Raw genomic sequence first — 15,898 nt, forward strand, 5'->3', positions numbered from 1 at the left:
GCGCCGCCGTCAGCGTCGTCTTGCCGTGGTCCACGTGACCGATCGTGCCGACGTTGACGTGCGGCTTGGTGCGTTCGAACTTACCCTTTGCCATGTCTCAAACCTCTGAAAGAACTGTGTTGTAGAAGGAGGAAGGCCTTATCAGGCCTTCTTGATGACCTGCTCGGCGATGTTGTTCGGCGCCTCGGCGTAATGGTCGAACTCCATCGTGAAGGTAGCGCGACCCTGGGTCAGCGAGCGGATGGTGGTCGCATAGCCGAACATCTCGCCGAGCGGCACCATCGCATTGATAGTCTTGCCCGACGGCGTGTCGTCCTGGCCCTGCAGCAGGCCACGACGACGGCTCAGATCGCCCATCACGTCACCGACGTAGTCTTCCGGCGTCACCACCTCGACCTTCATGATCGGCTCCAGCAGGACCGGATCGGCCTTGCGGAAACCTTCCTTGAAGCCCATCGACGCGGCGATCTTGAACGCGGTTTCGGACGAGTCGACGTCATGGTACGAGCCGAACACCAGCTTCACCTTGATGCCCACCACCGGATAGCCGGCGAGCGGACCACTGGAGATGGTTTCGCGCAGACCCTTTTCAACCGCCGGGATGAATTCCTTCGGAATCACGCCGCCGGAGATCTCGTTGATGAAGAGGAAATCGTCCTTGACGTTCGGGCTCTTCTTGTCCTCGTCGGACATCGGCGACAGTTCGAGCACGACGTGGCCGTACTGGCCCTTACCGCCGGATTGCTTGGCGTGCTTGTAGTCCGCCTTGACGTCGCTCTTGCGAATGGTTTCGCGGTAGGCCACCTGCGGCTTGCCGACGTTCGCCTCGACATTGAACTCGCGACGCATGCGGTCGACGATGATGTCCAGGTGCAGCTCGCCCATGCCGGAAATGATGGTCTGGCCGGATTCCTCGTCCGTACGCACGCGGAAGGACGGATCCTCGGCGGCCAGGCGGCCCAGCGCGATGCCCATCTTTTCCTGGTCGGACTTGGTCTTCGGCTCCACCGCCATCGAGATCACCGGCTCCGGGAACGTCATGCGCTCCAGGGTGATCACGTGGTCCTGCGAGCACAGCGTATCGCCGGTCGTCACGTCCTTCAGGCCGACCGCCGCGGCGATGTCGCCGGCGCGGACTTCCTTGATTTCCTGACGCTCGTTCGCGTGCATCTGCAGGATGCGGCCGATGCGCTCCTTGCGCGACTTGATCGGGTTGTACACCTGATCGCCGGCATTGAGCGTGCCCGAGTAGACGCGGAAGAACGTGAGCGAACCGACGAACGGATCGGTCATGATCTTGAACGCCAGCGCGGAGAACGGCGCGTTGTCGTCGGCGCTGCGGGTGGCTTCCTTGTCGTCCTCGTCCACACCGGCCACCGGCGGGCGGTCGGCGGGCGACGGCAGCAGGTTCACCACCGCGTCGAGCATCGCCTGGACGCCCTTGTTCTTGAACGCGGTACCGCAGAACACCGGGATGATCTCGCTGGACAGCGTGCGCGCGCGCAGACCGCTGATGATCTCTTCCTCGGAGAGGTCGCCCTCTTCCAGGTACTTGTTCATCAGGTCTTCGGACGCTTCCGCAGCCGCCTCCACCATGAAGCTATGGGCCTCGGCGGCCTTTTCCTTCAGGTTGGCGGGGATGTCCTGGTATTCGAACTTCATGCCCTGGGACTCCATGTCCCAGACGATCGACTTCATCTTGAGCAGGTCGATCACGCCCTCGAAGTTGTCTTCGGCGCCGATCGGCACCTGCATCGGCACCGGGTTCGCACCCAGGCGCGCCTTCAGCTGCTCGACCACCTTCTCGAAGTTGGCACCCGTGCGGTCCATCTTGTTGACGAACGCGAGGCGCGGCACGTGGTACTTGTTGGCCTGGCGCCACACGGTTTCCGACTGCGGCTGCACACCACCCACGGCGCAAAGCACGAACACCGCACCATCGAGCACGCGCAACGAACGCTCCACCTCGATGGTGAAGTCGACGTGCCCGGGGGTATCGATGATGTTGAAGCGGTGCTCGGGCAAGGAACGATCCATACCCTTCCAGAACGCCGTCGTTGCCGCCGACGTAATGGTGATGCCGCGCTCCTGCTCCTGCTCCATCCAGTCCATGGTTGCCGCACCGTCATGCACCTCGCCAATCTTGTGACTGACGCCGGTGTAGAACAGGATGCGCTCCGTGGTCGTGGTCTTGCCGGCATCGATGTGGGCCATGATGCCGAAGTTGCGGTAGCGCTCGATGGGGGTGGTGCGTGCCACGGTAGTAACCTCGAATCTGTACTTGCTTACCAGCGGTAGTGCGAGAACGCCTTGTTGGCCTCGGCCATGCGATGCGTCTCTTCGCGCTTCTTGATCGCGCCACCGCGATTCTCGGAAGCCTCAAGCAGCTCGGCGGCCAGCTTGCGCGGCATCGAGGTCTCGCCGCGCTTGCGGGCGGACTCGATGGCCCAGCGCATGGCCAGAGCCATGCGGCGACCGGAGCGCACTTCGACCGGCACCTGGTAAGTGGCACCACCGACGCGGCGGGACTTCACCTCGACCGCGGGGGCGATGTTGTTCAGCGCCTTCTCGACCAGCGAGACCGGCTCGGCGTGCTTCTCGCCCAGATGGTCGAGCGCACCGTAGACGATGGCTTCGGCCACGGACTTCTTGCCGCTCTTCATCACCATGTTGATGAAGCGGGCGATCAGCTGGCTGCCGTGCTTGGGGTCCGGCAGGACCAGGCGGGCGGGATGGGAACCTTTACGCGACATTTCTCGTTGTCCTCTAGCTCTTTAGCTCTTCGGGCGCTTGGCGCCGTACTTGGAGCGCGACTGACGGCGCTTGGTGACGCCGGCGCAGTCGAGGCTGCCGCGCACCGTGTGATAACGCACACCCGGCAGATCCTTGACGCGGCCGCCGCGGATGAGCACCACCGAGTGCTCCTGCAGGTTGTGGCCTTCGCCGCCGATGTAGCTGATGACTTCGTAACCGTTGGTCAGGCGCACCTTGGCAACCTTACGCAGGGCCGAATTCGGCTTCTTCGGGGTGGTGGTGTAGACGCGCGTGCAAACGCCGCGGCGCTGCGGGCTGTTCTGCAGGGCCGGAGAAGCACTCTTGTAGCTCTTCGGGCTGCGGGACTTGCGCACCAACTGGTTGATAGTCGACATGCGTAACTTTTCCTGAGAAACATAAAGGCAGACCGAACCAGCTCGGTCTGCCAAGAAGCGGGAATTTAACATGGGCAGCTCGTCACAGACAAGCTGACGCCCTGCCCTCCATGACTCGAACACGAGGCGCAATCCTTGCGCCTCATTTCGTATGTCAGCGAGCAAGTCCCCGACGGGGCTTACTCCGAACCATTGTCGCTACCGACGGTGGCTTCCGCGAAGGAGACCGGGGAAGCGGTGCCGGAAAGGGTATCCAGCTCCGCGGCGGTAAGACCGCCCTGGCGACGACGCTGCGCGTGGTACGCCAAACCCGTACCTGCCGGGATGAGACGACCGACAATAACATTTTCCTTCAGGCCCCGCAAGGTGTCGCGCGTGCCACGGACCGCCGCCTCGGTAAGGACGCGGGTGGTCTCCTGGAACGAAGCGGCCGAGATGAACGACTCGGTCGCCAGCGACGCCTTGGTGATGCCCAGCAGCACCGACTGGAAGTCCGCCGGACGCTCGTTGCGCGAGCTGGCGCGGTCGTTTTCCGCATTGATGCGGACACGCTCGACCTGCTCGCCGCGAAGGTAATGGCTGTCGCCCGCCTCGGTGATCTCAACCTTGCGCAGCATCTGGCGAATGATCGTCTCGATGTGCTTGTCGTTGATCTTCACGCCCTGCAGGCGGTAGACGTCCTGGATTTCCTTGACCAGGTACGAAGCCAGCGGCTCGACACCCAGCAGGCGCAGGATGTCGTGCGGATTCGGCTCGCCGTCCACCACGGTTTCGCCCTTCTCCACGTGCTCGCCTTCGAACACGATGACCTGGCGCCACTTCGGGATCAGCTCCTCGTGCTCATTGCCGTCGGAGTCCTTGATGATCAGGCGCTGCTTGCCCTTGGTGTCCTTGCCGAAGCTGACCACGCCGGAGCGCTCGGCCAGGATCGCCGGCTCCTTCGGCTTGCGCGCTTCGAACAGGTCGGCCACGCGGGGCAGACCGCCGGTGATGTCGCGGGTCTTGGAGGTTTCCTGCGGGATACGGGCAACCACGTCGCCCACGCCCACTTCGGCGCCGTTCTGGATCGACACGATCGCGCCGGCCGGCAGCATGTACTGCGCCGGCACGTCGGTGCCGGGCAGCTTGAGCTCGCGGCCCTTGCTGTCTTCCAGGCGGACGATCGGGCGCAGGTCCTTGGCCGCGGTACCGCGACGCTTCGGATCGGTCACCACCGCCGACTCCAGGCCGGTCAGCTCGTCGGTCTGGCTCTGCACGGTGACGCCATCGATGAAGTCGATGAAGCGCACGGTACCGGCCACTTCCGACACGATCGGATGGGTATGCGGATCCCAGTTGGCCACGGTCTGGCCGGCCTTGACCGGGTCGCCGTCCTTGACCGCGATGGTCGAGCCGTACGGCACCTTGTAGCGCTCGCGCTCGCGGCCGTTGGCGTCGATCACCGACACTTCGCCCGAACGCGACACCGCCACCAGGTGGCCCTGGGCGTGCTGCACGGTCTTGAGGTTGTTGAACTTCAGCGTGCCGGTGGTCTTCACCGTCACGTTGTCCACCGCCGCCGCACGCGAAGCCGCGCCACCGATGTGGAACGTACGCATGGTCAGCTGGGTGCCGGGTTCGCCGATCGACTGCGCGGCGACCACGCCCACCGCCTCGCCCATGTTGACCAGGTGGCCACGGGCCAGATCGCGGCCGTAGCACAGCGCGCACACGCCATGCGAAGCCTGGCAGGTGATCGGCGAGCGCACCTTGATCGACTGCACGCCGGCCTTGTCGAGCTTCTCGACCAGGGCCTCGTCCAGCAGGGTGTCGCGGGTGACGATCGGCTCGTTGTCCTCGCCCGGGCCGTACACGTCCTCGACCACCACGCGGCCCAGCACGCGCTCGCGCAGCGGCTCGACCACGTCGCCGCCTTCCACGATCGGCTGCATGATCACGCCTTCCTCGGTACCGCAGTCGAGGGAGGTGATCACCACGTCCTGCGCCACGTCCACCAGGCGGCGGGTCAGGTAACCCGAGTTGGCGGTCTTCAGCGCCGTATCCGCCAGGCCCTTACGGGCACCGTGGGTGGAGTTGAAGTACTGCAGCACGTTCAGGCCTTCGCGGAAGTTGGCCTTGATCGGGGTCTCGATGATCGAGCCGTCCGGACGGGCCATCAGGCCGCGCATGCCGGCCAGCTGGCGAATCTGCGCCACCGAGCCACGCGCGCCGGAGTCGGCCATGATGTACAGCGAGTTCATCGACTTCTGGGCGACGATCTCGCCCTTGGCATTGGTCACCTTCTCGGTGCCGATGCCGTCGATCATCGCCTTGGCCACCAGCTCGTTGGTGCGCGACCAGATGTCGACCACCTTGTTGTAGCGCTCGCCGGCGGTGACCAGGCCCGACTGGTACTGCTCCTGGATCTCGACCACCTCCTTCTCGGCCTCTTCCAGGATCGGCTTCTTCTGCTCGGGGATGATCATGTCATCGATGCCGATCGAGATGCCGGCGCGGGTCGCGAAGCGGAAGCCGGTGTACATCAGCTTGTCCGCGAACACCACGGTGTCCTTCAGGCCCAGCAGGCGGTAGCTGGAGTTGATCAGGCGCGAGATGGCCTTCTTGGTCAGCTCGGTGTTGGCCAGCGAGAACGGCAGGCCTTCCGGCAGGATCTCGGCCAGCAGCGCGCGGCCGACGGTGGTCTCCGCCAGCTGCACGGAGCTGCTGCGGTTGCCTTCCTCGTCGATCTGCGTGATGGTCATGCGCACCTTGATCTTGGCGTGCAGTTCCACCGCGCGGTTGTCGTAGGCGCGACGCACTTCGCTGATGCTCGAGAACACCATGCCGGTGCCCTTGGCGTTCACCAGCTCGCGGGTCATGTAGTACAGGCCCAGCACCACGTCCTGGGTCGGCACGATGATCGGCTCGCCGTTGGCGGGCGACAGGATGTTGTTCGAGGACATCATCAGGGCGCGCGCTTCCAGCTGCGCCTCGATCGACAGCGGCACGTGCACGGCCATCTGGTCGCCGTCGAAGTCGGCGTTGAAGGCGGTACAGACCAGCGGGTGCAGCTGGATCGCCTTGCCTTCGATCAGCACCGGCTCGAACGCCTGGATGCCCAGGCGGTGCAGGGTCGGCGCGCGGTTCAGCAGCACCGGATGCTCGCGGATCACGTCCTCGAGGATGTCCCACACCTGGCCTTCCTCGCGCTCGACGAGCTTCTTGGCGGCCTTGATGGTGGTCGCCTCGCCGCGCGCCTGCAGCTTGGCGAAGATGAAGGGCTTGAACAGCTCGAGCGCCATCTTCTTAGGCAACCCGCACTGGTGCAGGCGCAGGGTCGGGCCCACCACGATCACCGAACGACCGGAGTAGTCCACGCGCTTGCCGAGCAGGTTCTGGCGGAAGCGGCCCTGCTTGCCCTTGATCATGTCGGCCAGCGACTTCAGCGCGCGCTTGTTGGTGCCGGTGATGGCACGGCCGCGGCGGCCGTTGTCGAGCAGCGCGTCGACCGATTCCTGCAGCATGCGCTTCTCGTTGCGCACGATGATGTCGGGCGCATTGAGCTCGAGCAGGCGCTTGAGGCGGTTGTTGCGGTTGATGACGCGGCGGTACAGGTCGTTGAGGTCGGAGGTCGCGAAGCGGCCGCCGTCCAGCGGGACCAGCGGACGCAGGTCCGGCGGCAGCACCGGCAGCACGGTCAGCACCATCCACTCCGGACGGTTGCCGGACTCCAGGAACGCCTCGATCAGCTTCACGCGCTTGGTGAGGCGCTTGAGCTTGGTCTCGGAGTTGGTCGAGGAGATCTCTTCCTTCAGGCGCACCACTTCGCCCGGCAGGTCGAGCGACTTCAGCAGCTCGTACACCGCCTCGGCGCCCATGCGCGCGTCGAACTCGTCGCCGTGCTCTTCCACGGCTTCGAGGTACTGGTCCTCGCTCAGCAGCTGGCCGCGCTCGAGCGCGGTCAGGCCCGGATCGATCACCACGAAGGCCTCGAAGTACAGGATGCGCTCGATGTCGCGCAGGGTCATGTCCAGCATCAGGCCGATGCGCGACGGCAGCGACTTGAGGAACCAGATGTGCGCGGTCGGGCTGGCCAGCTCGATGTGGCCCATGCGCTCGCGGCGCACCTTGGCCAGGGTGACCTCGGTGCCGCACTTTTCGCAGACCACGCCGCGGTGCTTCATGCGCTTGTACTTGCCGCACAGGCACTCGTAGTCCTTCACCGGGCCGAAGATGGCGGCGCAGAACAGGCCGTCGCGCTCCGGCTTGAAGGTGCGGTAGTTGATGGTCTCCGGCTTCTTCACTTCACCGTACGACCAGGAACGGATCAACTCCGGCGAGGCCAGCGCGATCTTGATCGAATCGAAATCGGGCGTGGCGCGCTGCTGGTTGAACAGATTGAGCAAATCTTTCATTGCATAAGCTCCTGTAACCCAGGGGTTACTTGATCTCTTCCAGGTCGATGTCGATGCCGAGCGAGCGGATTTCCTTCACGAGCACGTTGAAGGACTCCGGCATGCCGGCCGCCATCTCGTGGTTGCCGTCGACGATGTTCTTGTACATCTGGTTGCGGCCCTGCACGTCGTCGGACTTCACCGTCAGCATTTCCTGCAGGGTGTAGGCCGCGCCGTAGGCTTCCAGCGCCCAGACTTCCATTTCGCCGAAGCGCTGACCGCCGAACTGCGCCTTGCCGCCCAGCGGCTGCTGGGTGACGAGCGAGTACGGACCGGTGGAACGCGCGTGCATCTTGTCGTCGACCAGGTGGTTCAGCTTCAGGTAGTGCATGTAGCCGACGGTGACCGGACGGTCGAACGCTTCGCCGGTACGGCCGTCGAACAGCGTGGTCTGGCCCGACTCGGGCAGATCCGCCAGGCGCAGCATCGCCTTCAGCTCGGACTCTTCGGCGCCGTCGAACACCGGCGTGGCCATCGGCACGCCTTCCTGCAGGTTGTCGGCCAGGGTGAAGATTTCTTCGTCGGTCAGCGACTTCAGGTCGACGTGCTGCACGGCGCCAGCCACATGGTGGTTGTAGATCTGATCCAGGAATTCGCGGATCTGCGCCACCTTGGCCTGCGCTTCGAGCATCTTCTGGATCTTCTTGCCCAGGCCCTTGGCGGCCCAGCCGAGATGCACTTCCAGAATCTGGCCGATGTTCATACGCGAGGGCACGCCCAGCGGGTTCAGCACGATGTCGACCGAGGTGCCGTCCGCCATGAACGGCATGTCCTCGACCGGCACCACGTTGGACACCACGCCCTTGTTGCCGTGACGGCCGGCCATCTTGTCGCCCGGCTGGATGCGGCGCTTCACGGCCAGGAACACCTTGACCATCTTCAGCACGCCCGGCGCGAGGTCGTCGCCCTGGGTGATCTTGCCCTGCTTCTCCTTGAAGCGCTTGTCGAACTCCTCGCGGTGGCGCTTGACCTGGTCGGCCGCGCGCTCGAGGAACTCGGTGACGTCCTCGTCCTTGACGTTGACCTTGAACCAGTCGTCCTTCTTCAGGCTGTCCAGGTAGGCGTCGGTGACTTCGGCGCCGCGCTTCAGGCCGCCCGGGCCGCTGTTGGCGATCTTGCCGACCAGCTGCGTGCGCATGCGGTTGTAGATGGCGCCCTCGAGGATGCGGAACTGGTCGTCAAGGTCCTTGCGGATGCGCTTGACTTCCATTTCCTCGATCTGCTTCGCGCGCTTGTCCTTCTCGATGCCGTCGCGGGTGAACACCTGCACGTCGATGACGGTGCCGTCCATGCCCGGCGGCACGCGCAGCGAGCTGTCCTTCACGTCCGAAGCCTTCTCGCCGAAGATCGCGCGCAGCAGCTTCTCTTCCGGGGTCAGCTGGCTTTCGCCCTTGGGCGTGACCTTGCCGACCAGGATGTCGCCCGCCTTCACCTCGGCGCCGATGTACACGATGCCGGATTCGTCCAGGCGCGCCAGCGCCTGCTCGCCCACGTTCGGGATGTCGGCGGTGATTTCCTCGGCGCCCAGCTTGGTGTCGCGCGCGATGCAGGCCAGCTCCTCGATGTGGATCGAGGTGTAGCGGTCTTCCTGCACGACGCGCTCGGACAGCAGGATCGAGTCTTCGAAGTTGTAGCCGTTCCACGGCATGAAGGCGATCAGCATGTTCTGGCCGAGCGCGAGCTCGCCCAGGTCTGTCGACGAACCGTCGGCCAGCGTGTCGCCCTTCGCCACCACGTCGCCCACGTTCACCAGCGGACGCTGGTTGAGGTTGGTGTTCTGGTTGGAACGGGTGTACTTGGTCAGCGTGTAGATGTCGACGCCGGCGTCGTTGTCGCCGACTTCGCTCTCATTGACGCGCACCACGATACGGCCGGCGTCGACCTGGTCGATCACGCCGCCGCGCTTGGCGGTGACGATCACGCCCGAGTCGCGCGCCACGGCGCGCTCGATGCCGGTACCGACCAGCGGGGTCTGCGAACGCAGCGTCGGCACGGCCTGGCGCTGCATGTTCGCGCCCATCAGCGCGCGGTTGGCGTCGTCGTGCTCCAGGAACGGCACCAGCGCCGCCGCCACCGACACGGTCTGCATCGGCGACACGTCCATGTAGCCGACTTCGGACGCCGGACGCAGCTCGGACTCGCCGCGGAAGCGGCAGGACACGAAGTCTTCGACGAAGCGGCCGTCCTTCAGCGGCGAGTTCGCCTGGGCGATCACGTGGTCGCCCTCCTCGATCGCCGACAGGTAGTCCACCTTGTCGGTGACCTTGCCGTTCTCGACCTTGCGGTACGGCGTCTCCAGGAAGCCGTAGGCATTGGTGCGGGCGTACACGGCCAGCGAGTTGATCAGGCCGATGTTCGGGCCTTCCGGCGTTTCGATGGTGCAGACGCGGCCGTAATGGGTCGGGTGCACGTCGCGCACTTCGAAGCCGGCGCGCTCGCGGGTCAGGCCGCCCGGACCGAGGGCCGAGACGCGGCGCTTGTGCGTCACTTCCGACAGCGGGTTGTTCTGGTCCATGAACTGGCTGAGCTGCGAGGAGCCGAAGAACTCCTTCACCGCCGCCGCGACCGGCTTGGCGTTGATCAGTTCCTGCGGGGTCAGGCCCTCGGACTCGGCCAGCGACAGGCGCTCGCGAACGGCGCGCTCGACGCGCACCAGGCCGATGCGGAAGGTGTTCTCCGCCATTTCGCCCACGGAACGCACGCGGCGGTTGCCCAGGTGGTCGATGTCGTCGACCGTGCCGTGGCCGTTCTTGATGTCGATCAGCACCTTCAGCACGTCGAGGATGTCGGAGCTGTCGCCCTGCGACTGCACCAGGTTCTGCGCTTCCTCTTCCTTGCGCTCGCTGAAGTACTTGTGGTCGTACAGCACGCCCGGGCCGACGATCTCCTTGCGGCCGACGCGGCGGTTGAACTTCATGCGGCCGACGGCCGACAGGTCGTAGCGGTCGAAGGTGAAGAACAGGTTGTAGAACAGGTTCTGCGCGGCGTCCTTGGTCGGCGGCTCGCCCGGGCGCATCATGCGGTAGATCTCCACCAGCGCCTCGAGCTGCGTCTTGGTGTTGTCGATGCGCAGGGTGTGCGAGACGTACGCGCCGCGGTCGAGGTCGTTCACGTACAGGGTCGGCACCGTCTCGATGCCGGCCTTGCGGAAGTTCTCGAGCTGGTCGGCGGTGATCTCGTCGTTGGCCGAGGCCAGCAGCTCGCCGGTCTTGGAGTCAACGATGTCGACCGCCAGGATGCGGCCGACCGGGTAGTCGTCCGGCACTTCCAGCGCGGTGATGTTCTCGGCCGCCAGCTGGCGGACATGGCGCGCGGTGATGCGCTTGCCGGCTTCCACCAGCACCTTGTCGCCCACGACCAGGTCGAAGGTCAGCGTTTCGCCGCGCAGGCGCTCGGCGACGAGCTCCAGCGTGGTGCCGCCCTTCTTGCCCAGGTGGAACACGTTGTGCTCGAAGAAGATGTCGAGCATCTCTTCGTTGGAATAGCCCAGCGCGCGCAGCAGCACCGTCACCGGCAGCTTGCGGCGACGGTCGATACGGGTGTACAGCGCGTCCTTCGGGTCGAACTCGAAGTCCAGCCAGGAGCCGCGGTAGGGGATCACGCGGGCCGAGAACAGCAGCTTGCCCGAGCTGTGCGTCTTGCCGCGGTCGTGGTCGAAGAACACGCCCGGCGAACGGTGCAGCTGCGAGACGATGACGCGCTCGGTGCCGTTGATGATGAAGGTGCCGGTGTCGGTCATGAGCGGAATCTCGCCCATGTAGACCTCCTGCTCCTTCACGTACTTGACGGCCTTCTTCGACGCCGGGCTGTCCTTGTCGTAGATGACCAGGCGCACGGTGACGCGCAGCGGCGCGCCGAAGGTCATGCCGCGGTTGCGGCATTCGCGCTCGTCGAACGCGGGCTCGCCCAGTCGATAGTCGACGTATTCCAGAGCCGCATTGCCGGAATAGCTGACGATCGGGAAGACCGACTTCAGCGCGGCGTGCAGACCCTTGTCGTCGCGCTGTTTCGGCGCGACCTGCTCCTGCAGGAACTCCCTGTAGGAATCGGTCTGGATGGTCAGCAGGTTCGGCACCCCCAGTACGGGGGGACGCTTGCCGAAATCCTTGCGGATGCGCTTCTTCTCGGTAAACGAGTAGGTCATGGTGGGTACCGCCTCGGTTCGCAGTGACGCCGGTGGTGCACACACCGGCTGAATGAAATTGCAGGGAATCGAGAATGGGGAATCGTCAATCGGCAAGAGCTATGCCGGGCTTTCCGATTCCCTATTCTCCATTCCCTATTCCCGCATCATTTAAAGCAGGCAAAGCCCGGGAGCTTTCGCTCCCAGGCTTGCTTGACGCTAGATCAAACTGACGGCGCGCAAGAGCGCCGATTACTTCAGTTCGACCGTGGCGCCGGCAGCTTCGAGGTCCTTCTTGAACTTCGCAGCGTCGTCCTTCGAAGCGGCTTCCTTCACGACGCCACCGGCCTCGGTCAGGTCCTTCGCTTCCTTCAGGCCCAGGCCGGTGATGGCGCGGACGGCCTTGATCACGTCGACCTTCTTGTCGCCGGCGCTCTTCAGGATGACGTCGAACTCGGTCTGCTCTTCGGCAGCCGGGCCAGCGGCGGCCGGGCCGGCGGCCATCATGACCGGAGCGGCGGCGGACACGCCAAACTTCTCTTCGATGGCCTTCACCAGCTCCATCACTTCCATCAGCGACTTGGCGGCGACGGCTTCAACGATCTGTTCGTTGGTCAGGGACATTTTGATTACCTCTGGAAATTGATTCGGTTAGAAATTTCGTCGAACTGAGCGATCAAGCTTCAGCCGCGGCCTCGGCCGGAGCCGCTTCGCCGCCACCCTGCTTGTCGGCCACGGCCTTGACGGCGCGGGCAAACATCGCAGCGGGCTCGGCCAGCACGCGGGCCAGCATGGCGAGGGCTTCTTCGCGGGTCGGCAGCGAGGCCAGCACGTCCACATGGGCGGCCGGGAACAGCTTGCCTTCCACGGAAACCACGCGGGGCTTGAGCTTGTCGTTGCTCTTGGCGAATTCCTTGATCAGGCGACCGGCAGCGCCGGGCTCCTCCATCGAGAACGCGTACAGCAGCGGACCGGTCAGGGCGTCCTTGACGACCTCGAACTCGGTACCACCGACGGCGCGCGACGCCAGCGTGTTCTTCACAACCTTGAGGAACACGCCGCTTTCGCGGGCCTTCTTGCGCATCGCGGTCATTTGTTCGACCGTGGTGCCCGCGTACTCGGCAGCGACCAAGGAGTGAGCCTTCGCGGCAACTTCTGCCAGTTCGGCGACTACTTCTTGCTTCTGAGAGAGATTCAGAGCCATATCACTCCTCCACTTTGAAATCCGCTTGCGACTCCTGCCGCTTGCGGTCCTGGGCGACGCCTTCCGTGACGTCGGGGATCCTGAGGGATCCCGGGTGGTGGCCTTTCCAGAACAAATTCCAGAAGGGGCAGCACCATCTGCGCAGGCCGGATCCACCAGGGAACCGATTAAGCGACCCCGCTGCCGACGACGGCGATTCCATGCCAATACGAGCTCCCTGCTCGTCGTCGTCGCGCGCTGATCGCGCCTGCGGTCTTTGACGGCGGCGACGTTCGGGAAGAACGCCACCTGCCCTCAAAAACGTGCCTGCGCCAGCATCGCCGGCGCAGGACTTGATGACTTACTTGGCCGACACGGCCACGGTGGAGGTGTCGACCGGAACGCCCACACCCATCGTGCTGGACAGGGCGATCTTCTGCAGGTACTGGCCCTTCGCCGTGGAAGGCTTGGCCTTCAGCAGGTCGGCGATGAGCGCATTGAGGTTGTCGGCGAGCTGCGCGGCCTCGAAGCTGGCCTTGCCGATGGTGGCGTGGATGATGCCCGCCTTGTCGTTGCGGAACTTCACCTGGCCGGCCTTGGCATTCTTCACCGCGGTGGCGACGTCGGCGGTGACCGAGCCGTCCTTCGGGTTCGGCATCAGGCCGCGCGGGCCGAGCAGCTGGCCCAGCTTGCCGACGACGCGCATCGCGTCCGGCGTGGCGATGACGCGACCGAAGTCGAGATCGCCGGCCTGCATGCGCTCGGCCAGGTCGTCCATGCCGACGGCGTCGGCGCCGGCGGCCTTGGCGGCCTCGGCCTTCTCACCGGCCGGCACGAACACGGCGACCTTGATGGTCTTGCCGGTGCCGTGCGGCAGCAGCGAGGAGCCGCGCACGCCCTGGTCGGACTTCTTCGCATCGATGCCGAGGCGCACCGCCACGTCCACCGACTCGGCGAACTTGGCCTTGGCGTTGTCCTTGACGATCTTCAGGGCTTCTTCCAGGCCATAGAGCTTGCCCGGCTGCACCGCCGCCTGGGCGGCCTTCAAACGCTTGGTGATCTTTGCCATGTCTTAACCCTCCACCACGAAGCCCATGCTGCGCGCGCTGCCGGCGATGGTGCGCACGGCGGCATCCAGATCGGCAGCCGTGAGATCCGGCTCCTTCTGCTTCGCAACGTCTTCCAGCTGCTTGCGGGTGATCTTGCCGACCTTGTCGGTATTCGGCTTCGACGAACCCTTGGCGATGCCCGTGACCTTCTTGATGAGCACGGAGGCCGGGGGGGTCTTGGTGATGAAGGTGAAGCTGCGGTCCGAATAGGCCGTGATGATCACGGGAATCGGCATGCCCGGTTCCATCTTCTGCGTGGCGGCATTGAACGCCTTGCAGAATTCCATGATGTTCAGGCCGCGCTGGCCGAGGGCGGGGCCTACCGGCGGCGACGGGTTGGCCTGGCCGGCCTTGACCTGCAGCTTGATGTAACCGACGACTTTCTTTGCCATTGGATTTTCCTCGCGAGTTCGGGCGCCTTGCGGCTCCTCGCAGTGCACATTCCCTGGATGTAGGGCGGTCCGCGCTCCAGCGAACCGAGAAATACGGACACGCCGAGCGAAATGCCCCGGCGTGAACCGCGTAGTTTACGGAGTGATCAAGTTTTAAGCAAGCCCCGTGCCGGGGCTTGCGTCAGGCCTTCTCGACCTGTCCGAATTCGAGCTCGACCGGGGTCGAACGGCCGAAGATGAGCACCGCGACGCGCAGGCGGCTCTTCTCGTAGTTGACTTCCTCGACCACGCCGTTGAAGTCGTTGAACGGGCCGTCGGTCACGCGGACCATTTCACCCGGCTCAAACAGGACCTTCGGCTTCGGCTTCTCCACGCCCTCGCGGACGCGGCTGAGGATGTTGTCGGCCTCGCTGTCGCGGATCGGCAGCGGGCGGTCGGCGGTACCGCCGATGAAGCCCATCACCTTGGGGGTTTCCTTGACCAGGTGCCAGCATTCGTCGTCGATCCGGGGGGCCTTGCCCTCGGTGTCGGTCTCGATCTGCACCAGCACGTAGCCCGGGAAGAACTTGCGATCGCTGCGGCGCTTCTGGCCGCCGCGCATCTCGATCACTTCCTCGGTCGGCACCAGCACTTCGCCGAAGCGCTCTTCCATGCCGGCGCGCTGAATGCGCTCGACCAGCGACTTGCGCACCTGGTTTTCGAAGCCCGAATAGGCGTGCACCACATACCAACGCTTGCTCATGCTCTTTTACCTCACGAACCCAGCTTGAGCAGCCAGTCGAGCACGACCGACTTGAGGATGAGGTCGATCACGCCCAGCAGCAGGGAGAGAACGACCACCACGACGATGATGATGCCGGTGGTCTTGAGCGTCTCGTCACGCTTCGGCCAGACCACCTTGCGCATTTCGAACTGGGACTCGCCCAGGAAGGAGCGGACGCGGCGGCCGAGCGCGGTCGTGGCGGCAATGCCGAGCGCCGCGACCAGGGCCACCAGCACGCCGACCAGGCGCACCGAGCCGGGGACGCTCGCATCGTTGCTGTACCAGGAGTACGCAAAGACACCGGCGACCAGCACCAGCACGGCAAGCACCAGCTTGGCGATGTCGGCGGCGCCCGCCTCCTTGAGGTTAGCGCCCTTGGGCTGTTCTGCCTTGGTATTCATGCAAGCGATCGGATAAGAGCCGGCAACCGGGCCCCGAAGCCCCGGATACCACTCGCCACCCGTCTTCGGTCCTCGGGAAGGTGGCACGCCAGGAGGGACTCGAACCCCCAACCTGCGGTTTTGGAGACCGCTGCTCTGCCAATTGAGCTACTGGCGTACGTTTGAAAATCAGTGGAGCCGCGCGCCTGGCCTGCTGCGGGATGCCGGCCTGGCATCCCACAGCCCGCACGGCGGGCGACTCCCAATGATACTACTTACTTGGTGATCTTGGCGACGACGCCGGCGCCGACGGTGCGGCCACCTTCGCGGATCGCGAAGCGCAGGCCGTCCGTCATCGCGATCGGC

Annotated in this window: 12 protein-coding genes, 1 tRNA gene and 1 pseudogene; all 14 read right to left on the bottom strand. The window is 64.8% G+C overall.

Going from position 1 to position 15,898, the window contains the following annotated elements; translation table 11 throughout:
• On the bottom strand, window positions 1-94 hold a 94-nt coding region (locus FHW85_RS21975; RefSeq protein WP_005434227.1), incomplete at its 3' end, for a GTP-binding protein.
• Between the two features lie 47 nt (window positions 95-141).
• Window positions 142-2,259, bottom strand: a complete 2,118-nt coding sequence (fusA, locus tag FHW85_RS21980) for an elongation factor G (RefSeq protein ID WP_167258798.1) — start codon at window positions 2,257-2,259, stop codon at window positions 142-144.
• Window positions 2,260-2,285: 26 nt separating this feature from the next.
• Window positions 2,286-2,753 carry a 30S ribosomal protein S7 gene (gene rpsG / locus FHW85_RS21985; protein ID WP_167258796.1) on the bottom strand — a complete coding sequence of 156 codons (468 nt, stop codon included), beginning with the start codon at window positions 2,751-2,753 and terminating at the stop codon, window positions 2,286-2,288.
• A gap of 21 nt (window positions 2,754-2,774) precedes the next feature.
• Window positions 2,775-3,149: a 30S ribosomal protein S12 gene (gene rpsL, locus FHW85_RS21990; protein ID WP_026633431.1), complete on the bottom strand. Its 375-nt coding sequence runs from the start codon at window positions 3,147-3,149 to the stop codon at window positions 2,775-2,777.
• A 179-nt stretch (window positions 3,150-3,328) separates the two neighbouring features.
• Complete coding sequence (rpoC, locus tag FHW85_RS21995; protein WP_167258794.1) at window positions 3,329-7,543, bottom strand: DNA-directed RNA polymerase subunit beta'; 4,215 nt, start codon at window positions 7,541-7,543, stop codon at window positions 3,329-3,331.
• 25 nt (window positions 7,544-7,568) lie between these two features.
• On the bottom strand, window positions 7,569-11,726 hold the full coding sequence (gene rpoB / locus FHW85_RS22000; protein ID WP_167258792.1) for a DNA-directed RNA polymerase subunit beta: 4,158 nt from the start codon (window positions 11,724-11,726) through the stop codon (window positions 7,569-7,571).
• 231 nt (window positions 11,727-11,957) lie between these two features.
• Window positions 11,958-12,329: a 50S ribosomal protein L7/L12 gene (rplL, locus tag FHW85_RS22005; RefSeq protein WP_167258790.1), complete on the bottom strand. Its 372-nt coding sequence runs from the start codon at window positions 12,327-12,329 to the stop codon at window positions 11,958-11,960.
• A gap of 52 nt (window positions 12,330-12,381) precedes the next feature.
• Complete coding sequence (gene rplJ, locus FHW85_RS22010) at window positions 12,382-12,909, bottom strand: 50S ribosomal protein L10 (RefSeq protein WP_167258788.1); 528 nt, start codon at window positions 12,907-12,909, stop codon at window positions 12,382-12,384.
• Between the two features lie 340 nt (window positions 12,910-13,249).
• On the bottom strand, window positions 13,250-13,957 hold the full coding sequence (gene rplA / locus FHW85_RS22015) for a 50S ribosomal protein L1 (RefSeq protein ID WP_167258786.1): 708 nt from the start codon (window positions 13,955-13,957) through the stop codon (window positions 13,250-13,252).
• Window positions 13,958-13,960: 3 nt separating this feature from the next.
• Entirely contained in the window at window positions 13,961-14,389 is a 429-nt protein-coding gene (gene rplK / locus FHW85_RS22020; RefSeq protein WP_167258784.1) for a 50S ribosomal protein L11, read from the bottom strand.
• A 181-nt stretch (window positions 14,390-14,570) separates the two neighbouring features.
• The gene (nusG, locus tag FHW85_RS22025) at window positions 14,571-15,131 is read right to left on the bottom strand and encodes a transcription termination/antitermination protein NusG (protein WP_026633438.1); all 561 of its coding nucleotides are present in this window, start codon (window positions 15,129-15,131) and stop codon (window positions 14,571-14,573) included.
• An 11-nt stretch (window positions 15,132-15,142) separates the two neighbouring features.
• On the bottom strand, window positions 15,143-15,553 hold the full coding sequence (secE, locus tag FHW85_RS22030; protein ID WP_167258782.1) for a preprotein translocase subunit SecE: 411 nt from the start codon (window positions 15,551-15,553) through the stop codon (window positions 15,143-15,145).
• Between the two features lie 81 nt (window positions 15,554-15,634).
• Window positions 15,635-15,710: transfer RNA gene (locus FHW85_RS22035), tRNA-Trp, on the bottom strand.
• 97 nt (window positions 15,711-15,807) lie between these two features.
• A pseudogene (locus FHW85_RS22040) lies at window positions 15,808-15,898 on the bottom strand (elongation factor Tu); the annotation flags it as partial.

The organism is Dyella sp. SG609 (genome assembly GCF_012275375.1).
In the GTDB taxonomy this organism is placed as follows: Bacteria; Pseudomonadota; Gammaproteobacteria; order Xanthomonadales; family Rhodanobacteraceae; genus Dyella_D; species Dyella_D marensis.